This is a genomic window from Williamsia sp. Leaf354, from assembly GCF_001424365.1.
In the GTDB taxonomy this organism is placed as follows: Bacteria; Actinomycetota; Actinomycetes; order Mycobacteriales; family Mycobacteriaceae; genus Williamsia_A.
This window is the reverse complement of the sequence record NZ_LMPL01000004.1, coordinates 455,524-479,518: the sequence shown is the minus strand read 5'-3', so window position 1 is coordinate 479,518 and position 23,995 is coordinate 455,524. Positions and strand designations below refer to the sequence as shown.

Annotated in this window: 18 protein-coding genes; 9 read left to right on the top strand and 9 right to left on the bottom strand. The window is 69.9% G+C overall.

Going from position 1 to position 23,995, the window contains the following annotated elements:
* Positions 1–33 precede the first annotated feature (33 nt).
* The 6 genes from ASG12_RS16750 to glpK (ASG12_RS16725) form a co-directional block, all read right to left on the bottom strand.
* Positions 34–963 carry a type IV toxin-antitoxin system AbiEi family antitoxin domain-containing protein gene (locus ASG12_RS16750; RefSeq protein WP_156378147.1) on the bottom strand — a complete coding sequence of 310 codons (930 nt, stop codon included), beginning with the start codon at positions 961–963 and terminating at the stop codon, positions 34–36.
* A 164-nt stretch (positions 964–1,127) separates the two neighbouring features.
* On the bottom strand, positions 1,128–3,179 hold the full coding sequence (locus ASG12_RS16745) for an ArnT family glycosyltransferase (protein ID WP_156378146.1): 2,052 nt from the start codon (positions 3,177–3,179) through the stop codon (positions 1,128–1,130).
* A gap of 113 nt (positions 3,180–3,292) precedes the next feature.
* Positions 3,293–4,435, bottom strand: coding sequence for an NAD(P)/FAD-dependent oxidoreductase (locus ASG12_RS16740; protein WP_055791987.1), 1,143 nt, complete (start codon positions 4,433–4,435; stop codon positions 3,293–3,295).
* A gap of 60 nt (positions 4,436–4,495) precedes the next feature.
* Positions 4,496–5,236, bottom strand: coding sequence for an MIP/aquaporin family protein (locus tag ASG12_RS16735; RefSeq protein WP_055792279.1), 741 nt, complete (start codon positions 5,234–5,236; stop codon positions 4,496–4,498).
* 5 nt (positions 5,237–5,241) lie between these two features.
* Positions 5,242–6,978, bottom strand: a complete 1,737-nt coding sequence (locus ASG12_RS16730) for a glycerol-3-phosphate dehydrogenase/oxidase (RefSeq protein ID WP_055791985.1) — start codon at positions 6,976–6,978, stop codon at positions 5,242–5,244.
* A 49-nt stretch (positions 6,979–7,027) separates the two neighbouring features.
* On the bottom strand, positions 7,028–8,542 hold the full coding sequence (gene glpK, locus ASG12_RS16725; RefSeq protein WP_055791982.1) for a glycerol kinase GlpK: 1,515 nt from the start codon (positions 8,540–8,542) through the stop codon (positions 7,028–7,030).
* A 154-nt stretch (positions 8,543–8,696) separates the two neighbouring features.
* Here glpK (ASG12_RS16725) and ASG12_RS16720 point away from each other — a divergent pair, with 154 nt between their 5' ends.
* Both ASG12_RS16720 and glpK (ASG12_RS16715) read left to right on the top strand, forming a co-directional pair.
* Positions 8,697–9,485: an IclR family transcriptional regulator gene (locus ASG12_RS16720; protein WP_200932803.1), complete on the top strand. Its 789-nt coding sequence runs from the start codon at positions 8,697–8,699 to the stop codon at positions 9,483–9,485.
* Entirely contained in the window at positions 9,482–10,999 is a 1,518-nt protein-coding gene (gene glpK, locus ASG12_RS16715; protein WP_055791979.1) for a glycerol kinase GlpK, read from the top strand. The genes ASG12_RS16720 and glpK (ASG12_RS16715) overlap by 4 nt, the downstream gene beginning before the upstream one ends.
* A 13-nt stretch (positions 11,000–11,012) precedes the next feature.
* Here glpK (ASG12_RS16715) and ASG12_RS16710 read toward each other — a convergent pair whose 3' ends face one another.
* From ASG12_RS16710 to ASG12_RS16700, 3 genes are all read right to left on the bottom strand, one after another.
* On the bottom strand, positions 11,013–14,588 hold the full coding sequence (locus ASG12_RS16710) for a WD40 repeat domain-containing protein (RefSeq protein WP_055791975.1): 3,576 nt from the start codon (positions 14,586–14,588) through the stop codon (positions 11,013–11,015).
* Positions 14,589–14,841: 253 nt separating this feature from the next.
* Positions 14,842–15,546 (bottom strand): TetR/AcrR family transcriptional regulator, encoded by a 705-nt coding sequence (locus ASG12_RS16705; RefSeq protein WP_055792274.1) that lies wholly within the window; start codon positions 15,544–15,546, stop codon positions 14,842–14,844.
* 13 nt (positions 15,547–15,559) lie between these two features.
* Positions 15,560–16,795, bottom strand: a complete 1,236-nt coding sequence (locus ASG12_RS16700; RefSeq protein ID WP_055791973.1) for a CaiB/BaiF CoA transferase family protein — start codon at positions 16,793–16,795, stop codon at positions 15,560–15,562.
* 249 nt (positions 16,796–17,044) lie between these two features.
* Here ASG12_RS16700 and ASG12_RS16695 point away from each other — a divergent pair, with 249 nt between their 5' ends.
* The 7 genes from ASG12_RS16695 to ASG12_RS16665 all read left to right on the top strand — a co-directional run bounded on the left by ASG12_RS16695 (position 17,045) and on the right by ASG12_RS16665 (position 23,992).
* Entirely contained in the window at positions 17,045–17,827 is a 783-nt protein-coding gene (locus tag ASG12_RS16695; RefSeq protein WP_082502113.1) for an MlaE family ABC transporter permease, read from the top strand.
* 75 nt (positions 17,828–17,902) lie between these two features.
* Positions 17,903–18,697 (top strand): ABC transporter permease, encoded by a 795-nt coding sequence (locus tag ASG12_RS16690; protein ID WP_235457262.1) that lies wholly within the window; start codon positions 17,903–17,905, stop codon positions 18,695–18,697.
* Positions 18,697–19,791 carry an MlaD family protein gene (locus tag ASG12_RS16685; RefSeq protein WP_055791967.1) on the top strand — a complete coding sequence of 365 codons (1,095 nt, stop codon included), beginning with the start codon at positions 18,697–18,699 and terminating at the stop codon, positions 19,789–19,791. Before ASG12_RS16690 ends, ASG12_RS16685 begins: the two co-directional genes overlap by 1 nt.
* On the top strand, positions 19,788–20,792 hold the full coding sequence (locus tag ASG12_RS16680; protein WP_055791965.1) for an MlaD family protein: 1,005 nt from the start codon (positions 19,788–19,790) through the stop codon (positions 20,790–20,792). Before ASG12_RS16685 ends, ASG12_RS16680 begins: the two co-directional genes overlap by 4 nt.
* Positions 20,789–21,793, top strand: a complete 1,005-nt coding sequence (locus ASG12_RS16675; RefSeq protein WP_055791963.1) for an MlaD family protein — start codon at positions 20,789–20,791, stop codon at positions 21,791–21,793. Before ASG12_RS16680 ends, ASG12_RS16675 begins: the two co-directional genes overlap by 4 nt.
* A gap of 1 nt (position 21,794) precedes the next feature.
* Complete coding sequence (locus ASG12_RS16670; RefSeq protein ID WP_055791959.1) at positions 21,795–22,931, top strand: MlaD family protein; 1,137 nt, start codon at positions 21,795–21,797, stop codon at positions 22,929–22,931.
* Positions 22,928–23,992, top strand: coding sequence for an MlaD family protein (locus ASG12_RS16665; protein WP_235457196.1), 1,065 nt, complete (start codon positions 22,928–22,930; stop codon positions 23,990–23,992). The genes ASG12_RS16670 and ASG12_RS16665 overlap by 4 nt, the downstream gene beginning before the upstream one ends.
* The last annotated feature ends 3 nt before the right edge of the window (positions 23,993–23,995 follow it).

Sequence of the window (23,995 nt, the reverse complement as noted above, 5' to 3'; positions counted from 1 at the left end):
CGCGGTTGTGGAAGTGGAGCGTATGCCGAACGGTCAGATGAGTCCTGCGCGTCTGAGGCCCCGGAGCAGCAGCGCGTGGAACCGCTCCGGGTGCATGAGGTCATCCCAGGTCCATCGGATGACGACGAGTCCGAGGTCACGCAGGGCGTCCTCACGCACCTTCTCGCGCCACACGTCGTCGGCGGAATCGCCGTCGCGGCCGTACTTCGTCCGACCGTCGAATTCGCCCACCAGGACTCCGCCCCAGTCGAAGTCGACGCGAGCGATGCGTCCGTCGAACCCGATCACGTAGTCGACCTGCAGATCCGGCACCGGCACGTCGGTGAACCCGCGCATCAGCGCCCGACTCACCGATTCCCCGACACTCTCCGACCGGCCGTCGGCGATCGCCAACGCGCGTCTGGCCACCGGTGCGCCGACACGGCGCCGCCCACGATCGGACACCGCCAGCAGTTCTTCGGGCGACACCGACCGTCGCAGTGTGCCGTCGAGCACGGTCACAGCTTCGACGAACGTGCCCGAACGCGACACGTCGATGGCGGTGCGCGCCATCGAGGTGACGGCAATCCCGTCCACCATGGTGACCTCATCGGGCTCCCATGGCGTCGCGTGCAGCACGAAGGCGCGCTGCTTGCGACGCCCACCCGATCGACGGTTGACGCTGAAGTGCAGTGCGTCTGTGCGGCCGAGTGTCGGCAACCGGTGCAGGGCCGCAGCCGAGTGATGGCTGACCACCTTGCCGGGTTCACCCATCGACACCGCCGCGTGCACACGCGACAGGTACCGCTCGTCGAGGGCGGCATGACTGCTGTCGGACATCGAGAGGGCGTACACCCCGCGGTAGAGGCGGTCGAGGTCACCGTCTCGGGTCGCGGCGGCGAGCGACCAGTCGTCGACGACACCGGCCGCGATGACGTCGCGGCGTCGTATGAGTCCGCTCGAGTCGGGTGTGAGTTCTCGCATCGCCACATGAGACCAGTCGGCGACCGGCGATCATCCACGCAGCGTCCGGGTCAGTTCGCGTCTGTGCATGGCCTGCGATCTGTGGATCGAGGCCTCGCGCTCCACTTTCCGAGCTGCGCACCACTTGCAAGTGGAGCGCGACTGGAGAAGTGGAGCGCGAACCGTCAGGCCTTCGGCTGGCGGAGGTCGTAGACCTCGTAGCCACCGACCTTCTCCGCGCGGTAGTGCGCCTGGACCCACTGCTGGATCTGGCCGGTGACCGAGCCGGAGGTGTAGCGGGAGAACAGTTCCTGCGCCTGCGAGGTCTCGCGGGCGGTGAGGCCGAGGCTGCGCCCGAGGGTCGCCTGGCTCGAGGTTCGCCCCGACCGGCCGCTCGACGACGACGAGAGCAGGTAGTAGGTCACGTCGCCGTTGCGGACGTACTGCTGGAACTGCGCGAGCGTCGGCGCAGGGTCGTTGGTGAAGCCGCCGATCGCCATCACCGGTGTGCGGGTGTCGAGTTCGATCTGTGCGGCGGCCGAGGACCGGCTGACCGCCGCCGACCAGCGCGAGGTGGTGGCGTCGAGCAGCGAGGTCAGCGCGGCCGACTTCTCACCACCGCCCCCGAAGAACGACCCGAACCCGCCGCCGCCCTTCGAGGGATGGTCCTCCGACGCCGGGCTCACCGACGGACCGCCGCCGGTGTGCGGTGTCGCGACGACCTCGGCGGCGTAGGCCGCGGGTGCGGCGAGCGCGGCGAACACCGCGACGGCCGCGACGCCGATGAGCGCACGACGTCCCAGGAGTCGCCGGTCACCGCGCAGGCCGATCACCAGGATGGCGACGACCGCGATCACCGTGAAGACCAGTGCCGTCCAGGCGATGCCGGGCAGCCACCTCGACTGCCGCTCCATCAGGACGAAGCCCCAGACCCCGGCCGCGGCCACGATCGCCGCGAGACCGACGACGGCCGCCGCGCGGTGTCGCTGCCGCCAGCACTCCACGACACCGATGCCGACGAGACCGGCGATCGGCGGGGCGATGGCCAGCGAGTAGTAGGGGTGCGGGTTGGACTTCATGTACGACAGCACGAGTCCGTCGACGATGAGCCACGCGCCGAAGAGGATGGCCCCGGCACGCACGATGTCGGTGCGGGGGAGCCGTCCGCGCAGGGCGATCACCGCGACGAGGGCGACGAGGGCGGCAGGGAGCAGCCAGGAGATCTCGATGCCGAACTCGCCGGTGAACAGGCGTGTGATGCCGGGGCCGTCGGCGAACATCGACCCACCGCCGCGCGAACCGGCACGACTGCGCACCCGCTCCATCAACTCCGTCGCCAACGGTGAGTCGGCGATCGATCGACTCGTGCCGCCGCCACCCTGCTTGCCCTCGATACGGGCGAGGCCGTTGTAACCGAGCACCAGGTTCATGAAGTTGTTGTCGGTCGACCCCGCCAGGTATGGGCGCGACGACGCGGGCCACAGCAGGGTCAGCAGCACGTACCAGCCGGCCGAGACGATCATCGCGACCGCCGCGATGAGCAGGTCCCGGCTGCGCTTGCCGAAGCCGGTCGGCGCCGCGACGAGGTACACGAGGCCGAGTGCGGGCAGCACCATGAGGCCCTCGAGCATCTTCGCCAGGAACGCGAACCCGACCGCGACCCCGGCGAGCGCGAGCCAGCGCGCCGAGGCGACGGCGGTGGCCCGGATGGCGCAGTACGCGCCCGCGGTCATCAGCAGCACCATCGCCGCGTCGGGGTTGTTGAACCGGAACATCATGGCCGCGACCGGGGTGAGTGCAAGGGCGGCACCGGCGACGAGACCGGCAGGGCGACCGGCGATCCGGGTCCCCGCCGCGTACATCAGCGCCACCGATGCGACACCCATGAGCGCCTCGGGGATCAGCATGCTCGCACTCGAGTAACCGAAGATCTGCCCCGACAGACCCATCACCCACTGGGAGACGGGCGGTTTGTCGACGGTGATGAAGTTCGACGGGTCGACCGACCCGAACAGCAGGGCCTCCCAGTTCCGCGACCCCGCCCACGCCGCGCCCGCGTAGAACACGTTGGCGCTGCCGTTGACGGTGATGTTCCACAGGTAGAACACGGCGGTGGCGAGCAGCAGCACGCCGACGGCGATCCGGTCGAGGGGTCGCGCGGGCGGCAGGGCGGGCTGCGCGGGCGAGGGGCTGGTCTCTGCAGGCGGGCTCGCGGGAGGCGCGATGTCGGTGGTCACGACTGCACGCTGGTCGGTCGTCCTGACAATCGGATATCGGGTTGCTGTGAAAGAGCTGTCAGGTGCCCAGGTTTCGCGACCTTTCGGACAATGCGCCTACACGCGTGTCGCGTTCACGGAGTTCGCAGGCCGTCGCGGGCCGGCGACAGGTCGTCGAACGACACCCCCAGCGCGGCCAGATCGGCGGGGACGGCGTCGCCGCGGACCGCGGCGGCGGTCACCCGTGCCATGGCCGCGCAGGTCTGGATCCCGTACCCGCCCTGTCCCGCGCACCAGTGCAGGCCGACCACGTCCGGATCGGGTCCGACGACCGGGGTGCGATCGGCGACGAACGAGCGCAGTCCGGCCCACGACGACCGCACGTGTCGCGCACCGATCGTGGTGCACTCGTCGATGGCATCGAGTGCGCGGGCGATCTCGAGCTCGTCGGGGCGTGCGTCGTGGGGATCGACCGGGGTCTCGTCGGCCGGCGAGCACAGCAACTGCGCGCCGTCGGGTTTGAGGTAGAAGGACTCGTCGATGTCGCTGACCGTGGGGAGCGTCTCGCCGGTGAGGTCGTCGGGCCGGGCGACCATGAACACCGTGCGGCGACGGGGACTCAGCCCGACCGGCTGCGCGCCGGCGATCACGGCCACCGCATCGGCCCACGCCCCGGCGGCGTTCACCACCTCCGGTGCACGGTGGACATCGCCTGCGGTGGTCCTCACCTCCCACACGCCCCCGATGCGCGTCATCGCCGACACCGCCGACGAGGCGCGGAGGTGCCCGCCCCGCTGCCGCAGTCCGCGCAGGAAACCCTGGTGCACGGCGTGGACATCGATCTCCATCGACCCCGGTTCGTGGAGTGCGGTCTCGACGGCCTCGACACGCAGCGCCGGGAACAGCGCGACGGCATCGGTGGGAGAGAGCAGTTCGACGTCGGGGGCCAGTGTGCGGACCGCCGCGAACATGTCCCGTACGGCGTCACCGCGTCCGGGTCGCGCGAACTGCAGCATCGGTCGCGGCGTCAGCAGGGGGCGGTCGAAGCAGTCGGGCGGGTCGACCAGCGCGCTGCGGCTACCGGTGGTCAGCGCGCGGATCGGCGTGTTGCCGTAGGACTCCAGGAACAGTGCCGCCGAGCGGCCGGTGGAGTGGAACGCCGGCGTGGCCTCCTGCTCGAGCACGAGCACCGAACGGTCCGAACAGAGTTCGTAGGCCGCCGAGACACCGGCGATCCCGGCGCCGACAACGATCACATCCACATCCACCCGCCCCATTGTGCTCGGGGCGGGTGGATGTGTCGTGTCGGTCCCGGCGGGCGACGAGGGTGTGAAACCTCAGACGTTCTGGGTGAGCAGGAACAGGCCACCGGCCAGTGCGCCACCGATGATCGGCCCGACCACCGGAACCCACGCGTAGTTCCACTCGAGGCTGCCCTTGCCCTTGATGGGCATCAGGGCGTACGCGATACGCGGAGCGAGATCACGTGCCGGGTTGATGGCGTACCCGGTGGGACCACCGAGGCTGTTGCCGATCACGAGCACCACGAAAGCGACTCCGGCGTAACCCAGTCCGGAGTTCCCCAGATCGAGCGTGCCGCCGTTCTGCGAGATCGCCGGCGACCGCAGGATCCAGAACACCAGCACGAAGGTGCCGATCACCTCGGTGACGGTGTTCCAGAAGTAGTTCTTCACCTGCGGGCCCGTGCAGAAGATGCCACGGGTGTTCTCCGGGTGTGGATCGGCGTCGAAGTTCTTCTTGTACGCCGCATAACAGAGCATCGCCCCGATGAACGCGCCGATGAACTGGGCGGCGATGTAGATCGGCACCTGCGACCACGGCGTCTTGTCCGCGATCGCCAGCCCGAGCGTCACCGCCGGGTTCAGGTGCGCACCCGACTGCCACGCGATCGATGCACCGGCGAACACCGCCAGGCCCCAACCGAAGTTGATGAACAGGCCGCCACTGTTGTGGAAGCCCGACTTCACCAGGTTGTTGCCCGCGACCACACCGGCACCGAGGAGGATCAGCACCGCGGTGCCGATGATCTCCCACAGCCAGATCTGGCCGTCGCTCACGGCGCTCACGCGGAGACGTCCGCGACGGCGGCGGAGCCGCGAACACCCGGCGCGCCCATGCGGGCGGCGTCGGCGGTCGCGTCATCGGGCTGGCGCTGCGACTCGATCTCCGCCGCGACACGCGCACGGTAGTTCTCGATCTCCCGTGCGCGCTGCTCGGCGTCCCATCCCAGCGGGCCGGCGACGATGTCGGCGACCTCCACCGCGGCATCGGTACCGCGGTCGGTGGTCTCGATCGACATACGCGTACGCCGCGCGAGGATGTCGACGAGGTGCAGGGCGCCCTCGTGGGTGACCGCGTAACGGATCTCGGCACCGAGGTACCGGTTGTCGCTCGCCGCAACAGGCCGGGCCAACTCGGGCTCGGCGGCGATGATCTCGAAGATCTCCGAGATCGCGCTGCCGTAGCGGTGTAGGAGATGCTCGACGGTCTTCACCGGCAGGTCGTGCTCGTTGGCCAGACGCACCCGCGCCTCCCACAGGTCGTCGTACCCGTCGGCGCCGATGAGCGCGACGCGGTCGGTCCGCGACGGCTCGACACCGCGCACACCCTCGACCGCGGCATCGATGGCGTCGGCCGCCATCACCCGGTAGGTGGTGTACTTGCCGCCCGCGATCACGGTGAGACCCGGCGCGGCCGGGACCACGGCGTGCTCGCGCGAGAGCTTGCTGGTCTGATCGGACTCGCCGGCCAGCAGCGGCCGCAGGCCCGCGTATACGCCGACGATGTCGTCGCGCACCAGCGGCTTCTCCAGCATCACGTTGACCTCGGCCAGGATGTAGTCGAGATCGGCGCTGCTCGCGGCGGGATGTGCGAGATCGAGGTTCCACTCGGTGTCGGTGGTGCCGATGATCCAGAAGTCGTCGCTCCACGGACACGGGATCACGAACAGGAGGCTCTTCTCGGTCTCGGTGATGAGGCCGACCTCAGAGTCGATGCGGTCGCGCGGGACCACGATGTGCACGCCCTTCGACGCCTTGACGCGCAGGCCGCTGGTGGTGCCCACCATCTCCTGCAGCTCGTCGGTCCACACACCCGCGGCGTTGACCACGTGCTTCGCCCGGACCTGGATCTGCTCACCGGACTCGAGATCCTCGATGCGGGCTCCGACGACGCGGTCGCCCTCACGCAGGTAGCTGGTCACGCGGGCGCTCGAGGCACACAGTGCGCCGTAGCTCGCCGCGGTGCGCGACAACATCATCGTGTGCCGGGCGTCGTCGACCTGACCCTCGTAGAACAGCACGCCGCCGCGGATGGTGCCGCGCTTGGCGCCGGGGAAGATCGAGAACGTCTTCTTCTTGCCGATGTGCCGGAGGTGATGGGGCACACCGCGTCCCGCGCCGAGGATGTCGTAGAAGCCGATGCCGGCGCCGGCGTAGGCACGGTCGTACACGGGGGTGACGAGCGGGAAGATGAACTCCACCGGACGCACGAGATGCGGCGCGACGGTGTTGAGCATCAGCTTGCGCTCGCGCAGCGCCTCGAAGACGAGGGAGAAGTTGAGCTGCTTGAGGTAGCGCAGACCCCCGTGGAACAGCTTCGAGCTCCGGCTCGAGGTGCCGGCGCCGTAGTCGATGGCCTCCACGAGGCCGACGCGCAGACCGCGGGTGGCGGCGTCGAGGGCGGCGCCGCCACCGACGACACCACCTCCGATGACGAGGACGTCGAGTTCCTGCGCCGCCATCGATGCGAGTGCGGACCGGCGTGAATCGGGGTTGAGGGCTATGGGTTGCAAGGTCATGCGAGTGTTCTCCTGATGATGAGATGTGACGGTGCCGTGGGCATGTCGGTCACACGTCGACCCAGTCGAGGGTGCGGGTGACCGCCTTCTGCCAGCGGCCGTAGTAGTCGGCGCGTTCGTCTTCGGTCCAGTGCGGCTCCCAGCGGGAGTCCTCTTTCCAGTGCGTCTCGAGCTCGTCGGTGTTCGCCCAGAACCCGACCGACAGCCCGGCCGCGTAGGCGGCGCCGAGCGCGGTGGTCTCGGCGACCACCGGGCGGCTCACGGGGATGCCGAGCACGTCGGACTGGATCTGCATGCACAGCGAGTTGGCGGTGACGCCGCCGTCGACGCGCAGCACCTCGAGCTTCACCCCGGAGTCCTTCTCCATCGCGTCGGCGACGTCGCGGCTCTGGTAGCAGATGGATTCCAGTGTGGCCCGGGCGATGTGGGCGTTGTTGTTGAAGCGGGACAGCCCGACGATCGCGCCGCGGGCATCCGACCGCCAGTAGGGGGCGAAGAGCCCGGAGAACGCGGGCACGAAGTAGACGCCACCGTTGTCGGGGACCTCGCGGGCGAGCGATTCGCTCTGTGCCGCACCGGAGATGATGCCGAGCTGATCGCGCAGCCACTGCACGGCCGAACCGGTGACCGCGATCGACCCCTCCAGCGCGTACACGGGCGGCTGGTCACCGAACTGGTAGCAGACGGTGGTCAGCAACCCGTTCTTCGACCGCACCAGCTTCTCACCGGTGTTGAGCAGCAGGAAGTTTCCCGTGCCGTACGTGTTCTTCGCCTGCCCCGGCGAGAAGCACACCTGGCCCACCATGGCGGCCTGCTGGTCGCCCAGCGCACTGGCGATGGGGACCTCGCCGGCCAACGGACCGGTCCGGGTGGTGTGACCGTAGGGCTTGCTCGGCGACGACGGCACGATCGTCGGCAGCATGGCCTTGGGGATGTCGAACAGGGCGATGAGCTCGTCGTCCCAGTCGAGGGTCTCGAGGTTCATCAGCATGGTGCGGCTGGCGTTGGTGACGTCGGTGACATGGACACCGCCGTCGACGCCGCCGGTCAGGTTCCAGATCACCCAGGTGTCGATGGTCCCGAACAGTGCGTCGCCCGCCTCGGCGTCGGCCCGCACACCCTCGACGTTCTCCAGGATCCACTGCGCTTTGCCGGCGGCGAAGTAGGTGGCCGGCGGGATGCCCGCCTTCTCGCGGATGATGTCGCCCGCGCCGGAGCGCTCGAGCGCCGAGGCGATCTTGTCGGTGCGGGTGTCCTGCCAGACGATGGCGTTGTAGTACGGCCGACCGGTGTTCTTGTTCCACACGACGGTGGTCTCGCGCTGGTTGGTGATGCCCAGCGCGGCGAGGTCGGAGGCCTTGAGGTTCTTCTTGCGCAACCCGTTCTGCAGCACCGACGAGGTCCGCTCCCAGATCTCGATCGGATCGTGCTCGACCCACCCGGCCTGCGGCATCACCTGTTCGTGCTCGAGCTGGTGGCGCGCGACCTCGGCGCCCTTGTGATCGAAGATCATGAAGCGGGTACTGGTCGTACCCTGGTCGATGGCGCCTACGTAGCTGCTCATGGGTCCTTTTCCGTCAGTCACAACGCTGTGTGGGAAAACTCAGAACCGGTGATCTGGATCTCACCGTGACCCTGACGGTATGCACCGGCAGGAGTTGTGACGAGAGACAGCGTTCGGCATTGTCGAACGGCCTGCAGCGGGTAGCGTCGGCCATGTGCCGGGTCTCATCCAGTCGGTCGAACGCGCCACCGCGGTGATGCATCTGTTGGCCGCGCGCGACGAGCCGATGACCCTGGCCGAGATCGCCTCCGCGGTCGGCGTCGTGAAGTCCACCGCGCACGGCCTCGTGCGCACCTTGGTGGCCGGCGGGGTGGTCGATCAGGACGAACGCAGCGGTCGATACCGCCTGGCCGACGATCCGTTCGGCCCGCGCCACGACGTGTGGGACGTCAACGAGATCCGGTCGCGTGCCCTCAACTGGACCGACGCGTTGGCGTCGCGGTCGACGATGGCCACACAGGTGACGGTCGTGCGCGGCGGCGCCGTGCAGGTGGTGCACGACGTCCTCGCGACCCGCGGAGCCGGAGCCCGACCGATGATGACCGGTTCGGTGGTGCCCGCACACGCCGGCGCACTGGGGCGCGTGCACCTGGCGTACGACGCGCACCTCGCGCGGTCGGTGCTGCGGACCGACCTCGTGGCCCACACCCACCGCACGATCGTCGACGCGGGGGTCCTGGTCGCCGAACTCGCGCGCGTCCGCGACACCGGATGGGCGGTCGCGGTGGGCGATCTCGTCCATGATCAGGCGGCGGTGGCCGCCCCGATCCGCGACGCCGGCGGCACGGTGATGGCCGCGGTGGGTGTGATGGGCGGTGTCGACGACATCTGCGGTCGCGGTGAGCTCCCGCGGACCGCGATCGTGGACAACGTGATCGCCGCGGCGCGGGCGATCTCCCGGGAACTGGGCCACGGCGTCGCGACCGGAGGGCAGGCCCGGTGAGCACCCGCTACGTCGCCGCGATCGACCAGGGCACCACCTCCACCCGCTGCATCGTCTACGACCGCGGGGGTGTGCTCGTGTCGGTCGCCCAGCGCCGGCACCGCCAGTACTTCCCCAGGCCGGGCTGGGTCGAACACGACGCCTCGGAGATCTGGTCGCTGGTGCGTCTGTTGATCCCCGAGGCGCTGCGGTCGGCGGGCGCGACGGCCGAGCAGATCGTGGGTCTGGGCATCACGAACCAGCGTGAGACGACGGTGATCTGGGACCGTGAGACCGGCATCCCCCTGCACCGGGCCATCGTCTGGGAGGACACCCGCACGTCCGACCTCGTCGAGGACCTCCGGTCGCAGGGGCACGCCGACGAGCTCCATCGTCGCAGCGGCGCGCCCCTGTCGAACTACGTCTCGGCGCCGCGGCTGCGGTGGCTGCTCGACACGGTCCCCGGGGCACGCGAGGGGGCGAGGGCGGGACGAGTCCTGTTCGGCACCATGGACAGCTGGCTGGTGTGGAACCTGACCGGCGGGCCCGACGGCGGTCTGCACGTCACCGACCCCACCAACGCCGGACGCACCATGCTGATGAACATCGAGACCGGTCGGTGGGACCGGGAACTGTTGGCCGCGTTCGACATCCCCGAGCAGATGCTGCCCGACATCCGTCCCTCGCTGAGCGCGGTGGGGGTGACCACCGAACCGGTCGCGGGGGTCGCGATCACCACGATGATCGGCGATCAGCAGTCGGCGCTGGTGGGGCAGACGGCGTTGGAGAGCGGCGAATCGAAGTACACTCTCGGCACGGGTGGCTTCCTGCTGTTCAACACCGGTGCCGAGCTGGTGCATTCGCGCAACGGCCTGATCACGACCGTCGCCTACCAGATCGACGGCGAACCCCTGTGTTACGCGCTGGAGGGCTCGAACCCGACGGCGGGCGCCCTGGTGGAGTGGCTCAAGGAGAACCTCGGGTTGATCGAGACCGCCGCGGCGATCGAGACCCTCGCGGGCACCGTCGACGACAACGGCGGCTGCTACATCGTGCCGGCGTTCTCGGGTCTGCATGCGCCGCACTGGGTGTCGGGCAGTCGGGGACTGATCGTCGGTCTCACCGCCTACGTCACCCGGGGTCATCTCGCGCGGGCGGCGTTGGAGACCAACGCCTTCGGGGCGCAGGCCATGATCGCGGCGGTCAACGACGATCTCGCCGCCGCCGATGCCGCGACCCGCCTGACCGAGCTCGTCGTCGACGGCGGGATGACCGCCAACAACCTCTTGATGCAGATGATCGCCGACATCTGCGGGCTGCCCGTGGTGCGTCCGCGGATGGCCGAGGCCGTCGCCCTCGGTGCGGCCTACGGTGCCGGTCTCACCGCCGGGTTCTGGACCGACACCGCGCAGCTGCGCCGCAACTGGCAGGCCGCGGCCCGATGGTCGCCGCAGATGCCGGCCGATGAGCGGGACCGTCAGGTCGCGACGTGGGCACGGGCGGTCGAGCTGTCGTCGAACTGGCGACCCGCCTGAGCGATCGGGACGTTCAGCACCCCTCCGACGCCGTGGCGCGGCACACCTGTGCGGCGACGTCGTCGGTGCGCAACGACCAGAACTGTTGCGCGCCGCCGTCGCCGGTGACGAGGACGGTGTCGTCGCCGAGTGCGGTCAGCCGCGCGGGGCCCTGATCGGCGGTGCCGTAGAGGTTGCCGACCCGACGCACCGAACCGTCGGCGCCGATGCGGTGCACGGAGCCGTCGGCCGACGCCGTCGCCGTCGTGGTGCCCAGGGCGACGATCGAGGTGACCGCCCACCGACCCAATGGGGTCCGCGGTCCGACCTGACCGCCGGTGTCGGCCCGGTAGCGGGTGATGCCGCCGGTGCTGTCGCCGACGACCACGTCGCCGTCGACGTAGCCGAGCGCGGTGACCGGCGAGCCCGGGGTCAGCCGACCCGAGACCTGACCGGTGCCCGACGGGGTGAGGCGGGTGCGGACGACGCCGGTGGAGCCGCCGAGCGCGATCTGCCCGGCGTCGGCCGAGAACGCCACCGCGGCGGCCGGTGCTCCACCGAGATCGAGGTCGGCGACCGGGGTGAGGCCGCGACGATCGACGCCGTAGACGCCCACGGAGGTGTTGCCGCGCAGGCTCATCGCCAGGACCGACGACGTGGGGCTGAACCGGATGGTGCCCACCGGCTGCGGTCCGAGTGCGACGGGCGCACCGACCGCGAGCGGGGCGCCGGGACCCGACACGTCCCACAGCTGGGCGAGGTGCCCGGCGTCGACGGTCATCATCCAGCGACCATCGGGGCTCATCGCCGCACCGTCGAAGTGATCGGGCGCGTCGATGACCAACCCGCCCAACGGTGCCGACGGGTCCGCGGCGTTCCACACTTGCACCGGTCCGTCGACGAACGACGTCGCGCACGCGGCTTGCGCCGTCGAACAGGCCGGGGTCGCGACGCCACCGAAACCGCCGTCGAGCAGACCGGCGGGCAGCGACCACACATGCGGCACACCGCTGCCCGTGGTGACCAGGGTCGAGGAGTCGGTGAACCGTGCCGCGGCGATGGTCGTCGACTCCGACCGGAGGTCACCGGTGAGCACGCGGGGCAGACCGGCGTGCGTGACGTCCCAGACCCGTGTCGAGCCGTCGGCCGAGGTCACCGCGAGCCGGTGTCCGGTGGGTGCGAACGACAGGCTCGACACCCCGACGACGGTGTCGTCGACACCGGGGTCGACGGCGCCCGACCGGCCGAGACCGGGACCGACGCGCGTGAGTCCCGACGTCGACAGCGACGCGAGCGTGACCGCGCCCGCGGCGTCGGCGGCGGCGAGGGTGTCGCCTCCCGCGGCCACCGCGACGGCCGCGACCGGGTTGTCGAGCACGAGCCGGGCGTCGTCGGCGACGGGGGAGCGGGGATCGGACAGATCCCACGCGGTGACGCGGCGGTCGGCCGAACCGACCACCAGCGTCGGCGCGGCTGCGGGTGTGGTCGAGGGCGCGAACACCGCTGTGCGCGCGGCGGATCCGCCGGGCAGCGTCGACAGGATGACCGGCCGACGCGGATCGGCGACGTCGATGACGCGTACCGCACCGGCTGCGTCGACGGCGGCGAGCCAGGGACGGTTCGGTGCGAACGTCAGCGACTCGACCGGTGCCGGTCCGTCGCCGAGCACGACGGGTGCGCCGGTGATCGCGCCCGCGGCGTCGACGGGCCACAGGCGCACTGCGCCGGCGTCACCGGCGGCGGCGAGCAGCGTGGCCCCCGCGTCGAGGGCGACCGACTGCGGTCCGCGGGCGGTGGTCGCGTCGTCGACGGTGGCGGTCACCGCGGCGTCCGGACCGGTGCCGGTGATCCGGACGGTGCCGTCGGCCGAGGTGAGGGCCACCCGGTCTGAGCGGACGGATCCGGTGGTCGCGACCGCGACCGAGGGCGGCAGTGCCGACATCGGACGTGCCAACGGCGTCGACTGGGTGGCGAGCAACGCCGACTCGGCGCGCGGATCGCCGGGGGCGGCACGGAAGGCCTGCAGGGCCAGGCGCGCCGATGCGGTCGGATCGGAGGCGGCCGTCGCGCCGATCCGTGCGAGGGCGGCGTCGGTGCGGGCGGCGTCGCGCTGCGATGCGGTGTCGTCGCCATGGATCACCGAGGTGACCGCGACGACGAGGGACACGACGGCGACGAACACGAGCGCGCCGAGCAGCACGCGACGGCGGGATCGGCGCAACGCCGCCCGCTCGCGGGAACGGGCGAGGAACGCCTCGGCGGGTGCACCGAGGACGTCGACCGGTTCGACGGCGTGGTCGGCGGATTGCAGTCGCACATCGTCGTACAGCTCGTCGGCGGGATGGCCGCCGGCGTCCCAGCGGACGGCGTCGGCGATCACCGCGGTACGGATCGGGGCGCCGGCGCGACGGTCGGCGGCCCAGTCGGCGAGCCGGGGCCATGCGGTGAGCAGGGAGTCGTGGGTCAGCCGGAGCCGACCGTCGACGACACGGACGATGTTCGCACCGACCAGGTGGTCGATGACGGTGTCGAGGCGGCGCTGTCGACCCAACCGGGTGTGCAGATCGGTCCGTGCGACGTCGGCCGCGACCACCTCACCCTCGGCGGTGACGCGCACGGTCGCGAGCAGGACGAGCCGCGCCGTGCGCCGATCCGCCTCGGCGAGGCGGGTCCAGGCGCGTTCGGCGGTGTCGGCGACGACCGAGTGGAGGGGATCCGATGCGCGATAGGCGGCCAGGGTCAGCGTGTCGTCGGCGCGGGTGCGCCAGAGGTGGTCCATCGTCATGCCGAGCGCGACGAGGTCCGGCGCGCCGGACTCGGCGGCGTGGAGATCGGCGATGATCTGGGGTCCGAGACCCGCCTCGACCGAGACGCCACGGGTGCGGGCCGGCGATTCGACGGCGGCGAGGAGTTCGTCGTCGCTCATCGTGCGCACGACGACCGCGCGGTCGTCGAGGGTGCCGACGAGTACCGGTTCGGCGACCGCGCGGGCGTAGAAGTCGGCGCGCAGGACGATGACCACCGCGAAACGTCGGTCGGCGGCGAGACGGTCGAGCGCGGCGAGGAATTCCGCTCGCGTGGAGCGGTCGCAGAGGGTGAACAGTTCCTCGGCCTGGTCGACCACCAGCAGGCACGCCGTGGCGTGGGGGTCTTCGCTTGGATCGGCGGCCACGCGGGCGGCGTCGAGCGCAGCCATCGGCGCGGAGCCCGGGGTCATGGTGGCGACGGTGGCGGCGACACGCTCGCCGTCGCGTCGCAGACCGCTGCGGCGGATCTCGGGGATGAGCCCGGCGTGGACCAGTGAGGTCTTGCCCGCTCCGGTCGGACCGACGACGGTGACCAGGCCACCACCGGGCACGGCGCGGACGTGCAGCCGACGCCACAGGTCGGTGCGGCCGAAGAAGATGTCGCCGTCGTCCTCGGAGTACGGGGTCAGGCTGCGATACGGACCGGCATCGACGACGGGGTTCGCGACGACCTCGGCGGTGGTGTCGGCATCCACGTCGGTACCGGCGGTGTCGGTGGTGTCCGGGGCGGTGGCGTCCGGTTCGACGGGGGACCCGACCTCGCGCAGGTCGGCCCCGCCCCGCTCACGCCCGTCGTAGGACATGGTCGACCTCGTCGGTGGTCGGACGGGTCGCCGCCGGCGACCCCGCGTCCGATTCCGGGCACGGTTGAGCTCCGTGGTGTGCGTTCACGAGGTTCCCCCCTCGATCCGGTGGTCTCGCGACCGCCGGGATGTCTCCTACGGTCGACCGATCGGCCGGTACCGCGTGTTCCCCGCCCGCCATTGTGGGCACACCCACTGCTTTTGTCCAATGGCGGCCCGGCGGGCGACGGCCGCGCCGACATAGTTTGTGTCGCTACGGATTCGGTGGTGACGCATCGTTCTCGGCCGGGTTGATCAGTCCGCGGCGCCAGATCTCGGTGAGCGTCATGATCGCGCTCTCCTCGTCGCGTCCGGAGTCCGACGTCGCCGATCGCTCCACGGCCTCGTCGCCGCCGGTGACGAACCATGTCCAACAAAAGGATTCGAGCATCGACACGATCGCCGAGGCGAACAGGTACTTGTCGAGCCCGATCCGCACGCCGGTCGCCTCGGCGGAACGGAAGACGGCCAGGACGGCGGAGATGCCCTCGGATCGCCGGTGGCGCCACCACTGCGCGAACTGCGGATCGGTCATCGACAACTGGAACGCGCCGATCATCTCTGGCAGGTAGTCGCGGTAGGAGCTCCAGTAGGCGCGCACGGCCTGCTCGACGTTCACCGCCGGGTCGGGCGTCAGATTGCGGCGCGTCTCGTCGAGGACCTGGGCCGCGAACTCCCCGAGCAGTGCCTCGAGGAGCTGCTGTTTGCTGTCGTAGTAGTTGTAGAACGAGCCGGTGGATCGCCCTGCGGTCGAGGCGATGTCGGAGATCTTCGCCGTGAGATAACCCTTCTCGGCGAACACGGTCCGCGCCGCGTCGAGCAGTGCCCGCTCGGTGCGGCGCCCCTTCGGGGTCGTCGCCGCCCCCGGGCCATCCGGTCCGGTGGGGTCGGATGCGGTGGGATCGGGTGCGGTCGTCACCGTGGCCCCGCCGTCACACGACACCCGCTGCGCGTAGGTCGGCCAACTGTTGCGCGTCGAGGAAATCGGCGTAGACCTCCGCGTTGTGGTGTCCCGGGGTGGCCGGTCCGGCGCTGCGCACCGACCCCGGGGTGCCCAGGAGCTTGGGTACGACACCGGGGCCCAACACCGTCTCACCGATCCGCTCGTCGTGGTGGGCGACGATCATGTCGCGCGCGAGCATCTGCGGATCGGTGACGACCTCGGCGACGGTGTTGATCGGGCCCACCACCACCCCGGCGGCGGTGAGCGTCTCGATGAGGTCCTCGGTCGGCACGGTGGACGTCCACGCCTCGATCTCCGCGTCGAGCTCGTCCTGATTGCGTCCGCGCGCGGTGTGGGTCGCGTAGCGCTCGTCGTCGGCCAGTTCGGGACGACCCATCGCCGCGCACAGTCGCCGGAACAGGGTGTCCTGGTTGGCGCCGATCACCACGAGTGACCCGTCGGCGCTCGGATAGATGTTCGACGGCGCGATGCCCTCGAGGCGTGTGCCCGACGGACCGCGGACCACTCCGCCCATGTCGTAGTCGGGGATCGTCGACTCCTGCACGGCCAGGCAGGATTCGGTGAGCGCGCAGTCGACGACCTGTCCCTCGCCGGTGACCGTGCGGTGATAGAGCGCCGCCAGAGCGCCCTGGACCGCGAACATCCCGGCGAGGGTGTCACCGAGGGACAGCGCGAGGCGGGGCGGCCGTTGTCCCGGATACCCGTTGAGATGACGCAGACCGCTGACCGCCTCGGCGACCGATGCGTATCCGGTGCGCGCCGAATCGGGTCCGGATTGTCCGTAACCGGAGACGCGCACGAGGATGATGCCCCGATTGCGTTCGCGCAGAACGTCGTAGCCGAGGCCGAACCGTTCCAGCGTCCCCGGCCGGAAGTTCTCCACGATGATGTCCGCGGTCGCCACCATGTCGAGGAACAGCGCCCGGCCGCGGTCGTCGCGCAGATCGAGGGTGACCGCGCGCTTGTTGCGCGCGTGCACCGTCCACAGGAACCGGTGGCCGTCACGTTCGGCCTGTCCCCACCCGCGCAACGGATCCGGGGAGCCCGGCGCCTCGAACTTGATGACGTCGGCCCCCATGTCGCCGAGCAGGCGGGCACCGAACGGGCCCGCGATCAGCGTCCCGAGTTCGAGGACCCGGACACCGTCGAGTGCGCCGCGGCCGGTGGGCGTCGGAGGTGTGTCCTGCCGGTGCGATTCGGTCATGGTGCAAGGGTGCCACCCGCCCTGGGCGCACCGTGGTCGGCGTGCATGTGGGACAGCGTCACCATCGACCGGACGGTTCCCGGTCAGCCGTCCAACGAACCCCGCCAAATGAAGCAAAACTCAGATCGCAGCCACTACAGTGACCACGATCACGGCGACGGTGAGTCGCGAGGAAGCGCGGGCAGGGGAGCAGTGGTGGCGGGTTCGGTGGGAGTCACCCGACGCGGCTCGTCGACCCTGTCGCGGGCGATGGACGCCGTGCTGTCGGCGATCGCCACCCTCGGTCGTCTCATCGAGCTCACCGTCACCTCGTTCGCGCATCTCCTTCGCGACATCGTGACCGGTCGCCACAAATGGCGCGACACCCTCACCCAGACCAGCTTCTTCGCCGGTGTGGCCGGCATCCCCGCGGTGTTGGTCGCCATCCCCTTCGGCGTCATCCTCTCGGTCCAGGTCGGCAGCCTCACCCAGCAGCTCGGCGCGTCCTCGCTCGCCGGCGCGGCGGGCGCACTCGGCATCCTGCAGCAGGGTGCGCCGATCGCCTCGGCCCTGCTCATCGGTGGTGCCGTCGGGTCGGCCATCGCCGCCGACCTCGGTGCCCGCACCGTGCGCGACGAGATCGACGCGATGCGCACCATGGGTATCGACCCGGCCCGCCGGGTGGTCGCTCCGCGACTGCTCGCGGTCGTCTTCGTCGCGCCGCTGGTGTGTATGGAGATCATCTTCGTCGGCGTCACCGCCGGCTACTTCATCAACGTGTCGTTCCAGGGCGGTGCACCCGGCAGCTACCTCGGCGGATTCGGGCAGTTCGCCGGTGTCGGTGACCTCGTCATCGCGATCGCGAAGTCGATCCTGTTCGGGATCGTGGTCGTGGCGATCGCCTGCCAGCGCGGCCTCGAGGCCCGGGGCGGCCCGCGCGGTGTGGCCGACGCGGTCAACGCCGCGGTCGTGCTCGGCGTCGTCGCGTCGTTCCTGCTCAATCTCGCCGTCACCCAGCTCGTCACGATGTTCGTGACGACGAAGGCGGGTTGACGCGTGGTCGGATTGCAGACCTACGCGAGGTCGCGCAGGTGGACGACGAACCTCGGCCGCGCGGCGGTCGTCCCGGTGTCGGGGATCGAACGCATCGGACACCAGGTCCATTTCGTGTTCGACGTCCTGCGCTCCATCCCGCACGCCCTGCGCGTCTACCGCCGCCAGACCGGCGCGGTCCTGTCCGACCTCATGTGGGGATCGGGTGGCCTCATCGTCGGTGGCGGTTCGGTCGTGGTGCTCGTCGTGCTGGGACTGTCGGTGGGTGGGTCGATCGGTATCGAGTCGTTCGCGACGCTGAAACTGTTCGGCATCGGCCCGCTGACCGGCTTCTTGTCGGCGTATGTGAACACCCGCGAGCTGGGTCCGATCGTCGTCGCGATCGGATTCGCCGCCCAGGCGGGCTGTCGTATGACCGCCGAGATCGGGTCGATGCGGATCTCCGAGGAGATCGACGCCCTCGAGGCCCAGGCGATCCGTCCCATCCCGTTCGTGGTCAGCACCCGGGTGATCGCGGGGATCGTGACGATCATCCCGCTGTTCCTCATCACCCTGATCCTCAGCTACCTGTCGTGCGCCTTCGTCGTGAACACCGTCAACGGGCAGTCACCGGGCACCTACTACCACTACTTCAACGCGTTCCTCGCCCCCGTCGACATGCTGTTCGCGGTCATCAAGGCCGTGGTCTTCGTCGTCGCGGTCATCCTCATCCACTGCTATCAGGGCTTCTACGCGAGCGGCGGACCCGAGGGTGTCGGCGTCGCCTCGGGCCGCGCGATCAAGAACAGCTTCGTCGTCATCGTCGTCCTCGACATGCTGCTCACCCTCGTCTTCTACGGCTCGGACGTCGGATTCAGGTTCTCCGGCTGATGGCGTACCACGATCCGTCCGGGCGCGGCCCCTCACGCTCGGCACTGCTGGCCCTCGGCGCGGCGACCCTGGTCGTCGTGCTGGTCCTCGCGATCCCGCTCACCCTGTACGCCCGCGGCGACTTCGACAGCACCGTGCGGGTGTCGGCGGTGGCCGATTCCGTGGGCGACGGTCTCGCGGCCGGCGGCGACGTGAAGTACCGCGGCCTCATCGTCGGACGGGTCGACGGTGTCACCGTCACCGACGACGGTCGCCAGGAGATCGCGATGTCGATCGACGCCGACCAGGCGTCGTCCATCCCCGACCGGGTGTCGGCCGCCTATGCGCCGTCGAACCTGTTGGGCGTCACCGGGATCGAACTGCAGGCGGCGACCTCGACCGCGTCGGGGTCGACTCCGGGCGCGGGTCGCCTGCGCGACGGTGAACGGATCACCATCGGTGCGGACTCGACGAACGTGTCGGTGGCCGACCTGTTGCGCCAGGTGGGCGAGATCTCGACGACCATCACCGGCGACGAGTTCAGCCGCACCATCGACATCGCCGACCGGTTGGTCACCGCGGTGCAGCCGCTCGTGCGGTCGGGCCTGGACCTTCTCAACCTCGCCGCATCGCGTCAGCAGATGCCGCTCGCGGAGTTCATCCGCATCCTGGGTCCGGTCACGCGCGGCGTCGCCGACCTCGAGGGACCGTTCGACTCGGTGCTCATCAGCCTGACCCGGCAGACCGCCGCCTACACCGATCCCCGCGTGGTGAACTCGGTGAAGGACTCGCTGTCGGGACTGGTGAACACCGTCGGCGGCCTCGGGGGTCTCGTGCGCGACAACTACGACGGACTGGCCACCCTGCTCGACTTCCTGATCGTCACCGGATCGCCGCTGGGACAGACGCTGCGGTCGATTCCGCCCGCGGTCGGCGACGCACGGGAACTGCTGGGCCGGCTGGAGAAGTCGATGCCCACCCAGAACGGCAAGGTCACCCTCCAGGTCGGCCTCACCGTCGCCCAGATGCCGCAGCTCGCGCCGTTCCTGCAGATGCTCGCGCCCGCACCACGTGCCGCCATGCCGAAGGCCGCCCCGAAGGCGGGTGGACGATGACGCTCCGTCGCTCGTCGATGGTCTACCTGGCCCTGTTCGTGGTGGTGATGATCGGTGCCACCTGGGTGGTCGTCGGCGCCCTGTCGCCCTCGGTCCCCGGTGACCAACGCACCGTGACCGCCGACTTCTCCGATGCCTCGGGCCTGTCGTCGGGCAACGATGTCCGCCAGATGGGTGTGCGAGTCGGACGGGTGACGTCGGTGGAACTGCACGACGACATCGCCCGGGTCACGTTCCGGATCCAGAAGACGGTGCCGTTGTTCGACAACACCGAGATCGCGATCCGTTACCTGAACCTGGTGGGAGAGCGGTATCTCGACGTGTTCACCGACGGTCCGGGCAGCGGTCGCGCCGACACCTCCGCGGTGATCCCGACCGCGCGGACGATCCCGTCGTTCGACATCACCGCGCTGTTCAACGGTCTGCGGCCGGTGTTCAAGGTGCTCGACCCGGCCGAGATCAACGAGTTCACCGAGAACATCCTGGCCGTGGTCCAGGGTCGGGGGCCGGATCTGGGCTCGATCCTCGACAAGCTGAACCAGGCGACGTCGGTGGTCGCCGACCGCTCCGACATGGTGGCGGCGTTCGTGACCGGCCTGGGGTCGGTCGCCAAGGAGATCCAGTACAAGTCGCCGCGGCTCAACGAACTGATCAGTCGCGCCGGAGACGCGTTGGGCGCGTTGGCCTCCGACCTCGACGGCACCGAGAGGTCGCTGACGCTCGCGGCCAAGGCGCTGACCCCGCTGCGTCTCGTCCTGCAGAGCCTCAACGGCGTCTACTACGGCAACTACGCCGACATCGACCGCTTGTTGCGCAAGTACATCCCGGCCACCAACGACGCCTCCGACCTGCTCGCGCGCATCCCCGGCGTCCTCGATTCGCTGCTGGCGTCGGTGAACTCGGCGACGAAGGCCTCCTACAGCTGCGGCCGCGGTCAGTCGGTCCCCGGACCGATCACCAGCGTGCTGCTCGCCGGCGCCCCGGTGGTGATCTGCCGATGAGCCCGCAACTGACCCGACGTCGCGACGCCGCCGCCGTGCGCCGCCGGCAGGTGCTCTTCGGTCTCGGTGGAGTGGTGGTCATCGTGATCGTCGCCGTCGTCGCCGGGCTGCTCTACGTGGTGCCGTTCGGATCGTCGGACGTCACCGCCGATTTCGCGTCGAGCGGGCAGATACGGTCGGGGGACGAGGTGCGGGTCGCCGGCATACCGGTCGGCGAGGTCAGGACGGTGAAGGTCGTCGGCGACCACGTCGAGATCTCCTTCGACGTGGACGACTCGGTGAACCTGCGCGACGAGTCCACCGCCGACATCCGCCTGTCGACGGCCATCGGTGGGCACTACCTCGCGGTGACACCGAAGGGCACGTCGCCGCTGCGCGGTCACATCCCCCGTGAACGGACGTCGACGCCGTATGAGCTGACCGACGTCATCCGCGACTCGGGTGACGTGGTCGACAAGCTCGATGCGCAGACCGCGCGGGAGACCTTCTCGCAGGTGAACCTCGCCCTGCGAGGACGGTCGGATGCGGTGCGCGACATCGTCTCCCAGGTGGCGCAGGTGACGACCACCCTCGGTGATCGCGACCAGGACCTCGATCGCGCCATCGCCGTCACCGAGGAATACCTCGGCGCGCTGAACAACGGTCGGGCGAAGCTCGTGAACCTGCTGCGCCTCGTCGGCATCATCGGGTACCGCTTCTACCAGTTCCGTGAGCAGGGTCTGCAGACCGTGCGCGGGGTCGATGCGCTGTTCGCCTTCCTGCAGCCCCCGGTGGAAGCCCTCTCGGGCACGATCGATCCGCAGATCGACAAGATCAAGGCCATCGTCGACCGGGTGCGGACCACGCTCACCGGTTCGGGTCCGATCCTCGACAGGCTGACCGCCATCGCCAATCAGCTCGGGTCGGCGCTCGGGGTGTCGGGCACACCCACCGTCGACCTGTCGAAGACCGTCGCCGACGCCCCGGCCCTGTGCATCCCGATGCCGGATAGGCGGTGTTGACATGACCACCTCCATGACACCGCAGGCCCCGTCGGGCCTGCGCCGCTGGGCCACCCGGTCGGTCATCGTCGTCGCCATCGTGGCCGTGATCGCCGGTTGCGTCGCCGCGGTCCGGGCGAGCGACGACGCATCGAGCACCTCGGGATGCGCGATCATGTCCGACTCGATCGGGCTCTACCCCGGGAGCAATCTCACCCTGCTCGGCGTCACCATCGGCAGGGTGACCGGCGTGGCACCGTCGAACGGTCATGTCCGCGTCAGCTTCTCGATGGACTCGGCCACGAAGCTCCCCGCGGACGTGTCGGCGGTGACGACCTCGGACTCCATCGTCACCGATCGGCGCCTGGAGATCCCGACCAGCTATGTCGGCGGGGCCACCTGGGACACCAGGAACTGCATCCCCCTCGAACGCACCCACACCCCGAAGAGTCTCAGCGAGGCGTTCTCGGCGTTCGACAAGCTCTCCGCGCAGCTGACCGACGCCGGTGGCCGCTCGCCCGAGCAACAGCAGGCGGTGCGCACCGCGCTGGCGTCGGTCGACGACAGCCTCAAGGGCACCGCAGAGGACTTCAACCGGGCGGTCCAGGGACTCGGTGCGGCACTGGGTGATCCGCAACTGCGCGACACCCAGCTGCGGTCGCTGATCACCAACGGCCAGCAGCTCGCCGACTTCTTCGTGCAGCGGTGGCCCGACGTGCGACTCGCGGTCGACAACGTCGGCAAGTTCGCCACGGCGCTGGGCGACCTCACGCGCGAACTCAACCCCGCACTCGTGCGGCTCACGTCGGTGGTGCCGAAGTTGGCGTCGAACCTGCAGCGTTTCGACCCGATCCTGTTCACCCTGCTCGGCCTCATCACACCGCTGGTGGAGCTCTTGCCGACCGACCAGATCGTGGCGCTGCTCAAGTCTCTGCCGCCGGTCATGTCGGCGCTGCAGGCGATGGCGCAGGACAAGCAGGCCGGTCTGGCGATCACGATCAAGCCCCCGCGCGTGCGGGTTCCCGTCGCCTCGGCCGGCGTCACCTGCGCCGCCCTCAACCGCGCCCTGGCCGGATCGTGCCGTCCGTCCCCGGGAGCGCGGGAGTCGGTCGACACCGACCTCGTCGCCCTCGTCCTCGGATCGGGAGGCATCCGATGATCGGCGACCGGCGTCGTGTGCGGCGCACCGTGATGGTGGTCGCGACACTCCTCGTCGCGTGGATGTCGGCGGCCTGCGGGATCCAGGTGACCGACCTGCCGCTGCCCGGGACACGGGTGTCGGGGGAGAGCAGGGCGTTGAAGATCGAGTTCAGCAACGTGTTGAACCTGCCCGCCCGGAGCAAGGTGTTGCTCAACGGGACCAAGGTCGGGGTGTTGCGGTCGGTCGGTATCGGCGGATCGGCGACCTCGCCGGTGGCCGTCGCCACGGTCGACATCGCGTCCGACGTCGACGTGCTGCAGGGCACCCGCGCCGCGCTCCAACAGTCCACGCTGCTCGGCGACATCTACATCTCGCTCACCCCACCCGCCTCCGGCGGCGGCGTCCGACTCGGGAACGGGGCGACGATCCCGCTGTCGCAGACCACGGTCACCCCGGCCGTCGAGGACCTGCTGGGCGGCATCGCCGCCCTGGCCAACGGCGGCACACTGGAGAAGATCCAGCGCACCGTCGACAAGGCCAACACCGCGTTCCCGGAGAACAAGGGCGAACGCGACAAGGGCATCGAGACCTCCCGCGAACTGATCGCCCGTATCGCCGAGAACTCCTCGTCGGTGGGGGAGATCCTCGATTCGCTCGGCGTGCTGGGTCGTTCGGTGCAGGCCGAGGGACCGGGGCTCGGCTTCGCGCTCGACGTTGGCCCCGAACGCATCGGCGGTGCCCTGGTGTCGTTCGTCGGGTTCGCGAAGGTGTTGACCTCCCTGGGTTTCCAACTGACCAGCGTCACCAAGTTGTTCGGTCCGCGCTACCAGCAGCTGGTCGGGTTGATCGACACCGCCAACCCGTTGGTCGATCTCGCGGTGTCGCTGGACGCCTCGGCGCCGTCGGACATCGCACGGCTCGACTCGCTCGTGAACGACAAGATCCTGCCGCTGCTCGCGAGCCCGTCGGTGAACATCGTCGACATCACCTCCCCGCGCGGCCTGTCGACCCCGACCGCGTCGAACGATCAGATCCGCACCGTGGCATCGACACTGCGGATGATCGGGGCGATGCGATGAGGA

Coding starts and splice junctions, on each gene's coding strand:
- ASG12_RS16750 (WP_156378147.1), bottom strand. CDS start 963: ATGCGAGAACTCACACCCGACTCGAGCGGACTCATACGACGCCGCGAC.
- ASG12_RS16740 (WP_055791987.1), bottom strand. CDS start 4,435: ATGGGGCGGGTGGATGTGGATGTGATCGTTGTCGGCGCCGGGATCGCC.
- ASG12_RS16730 (WP_055791985.1), bottom strand. CDS start 6,978: ATGACCTTGCAACCCATAGCCCTCAACCCCGATTCACGCCGGTCCGCA.
- glpK (WP_055791982.1), bottom strand. CDS start 8,542: ATGAGCAGCTACGTAGGCGCCATCGACCAGGGTACGACCAGTACCCGC.
- ASG12_RS16710 (WP_055791975.1), bottom strand. CDS start 14,588: ATGTCCTACGACGGGCGTGAGCGGGGCGGGGCCGACCTGCGCGAGGTC.
- ASG12_RS16700 (WP_055791973.1), bottom strand. CDS start 16,795: ATGACCGAATCGCACCGGCAGGACACACCTCCGACGCCCACCGGCCGC.
- ASG12_RS16695 (WP_082502113.1), top strand. CDS start 17,045: ATGGACGCCGTGCTGTCGGCGATCGCCACCCTCGGTCGTCTCATCGAG.
- ASG12_RS16685 (WP_055791967.1), top strand. CDS start 18,697: ATGGCGTACCACGATCCGTCCGGGCGCGGCCCCTCACGCTCGGCACTG.
- ASG12_RS16680 (WP_055791965.1), top strand. CDS start 19,788: ATGACGCTCCGTCGCTCGTCGATGGTCTACCTGGCCCTGTTCGTGGTG.
- ASG12_RS16675 (WP_055791963.1), top strand. CDS start 20,789: ATGAGCCCGCAACTGACCCGACGTCGCGACGCCGCCGCCGTGCGCCGC.
- ASG12_RS16670 (WP_055791959.1), top strand. CDS start 21,795: ATGACCACCTCCATGACACCGCAGGCCCCGTCGGGCCTGCGCCGCTGG.
- ASG12_RS16665 (WP_235457196.1), top strand. CDS start 22,928: ATGATCGGCGACCGGCGTCGTGTGCGGCGCACCGTGATGGTGGTCGCG.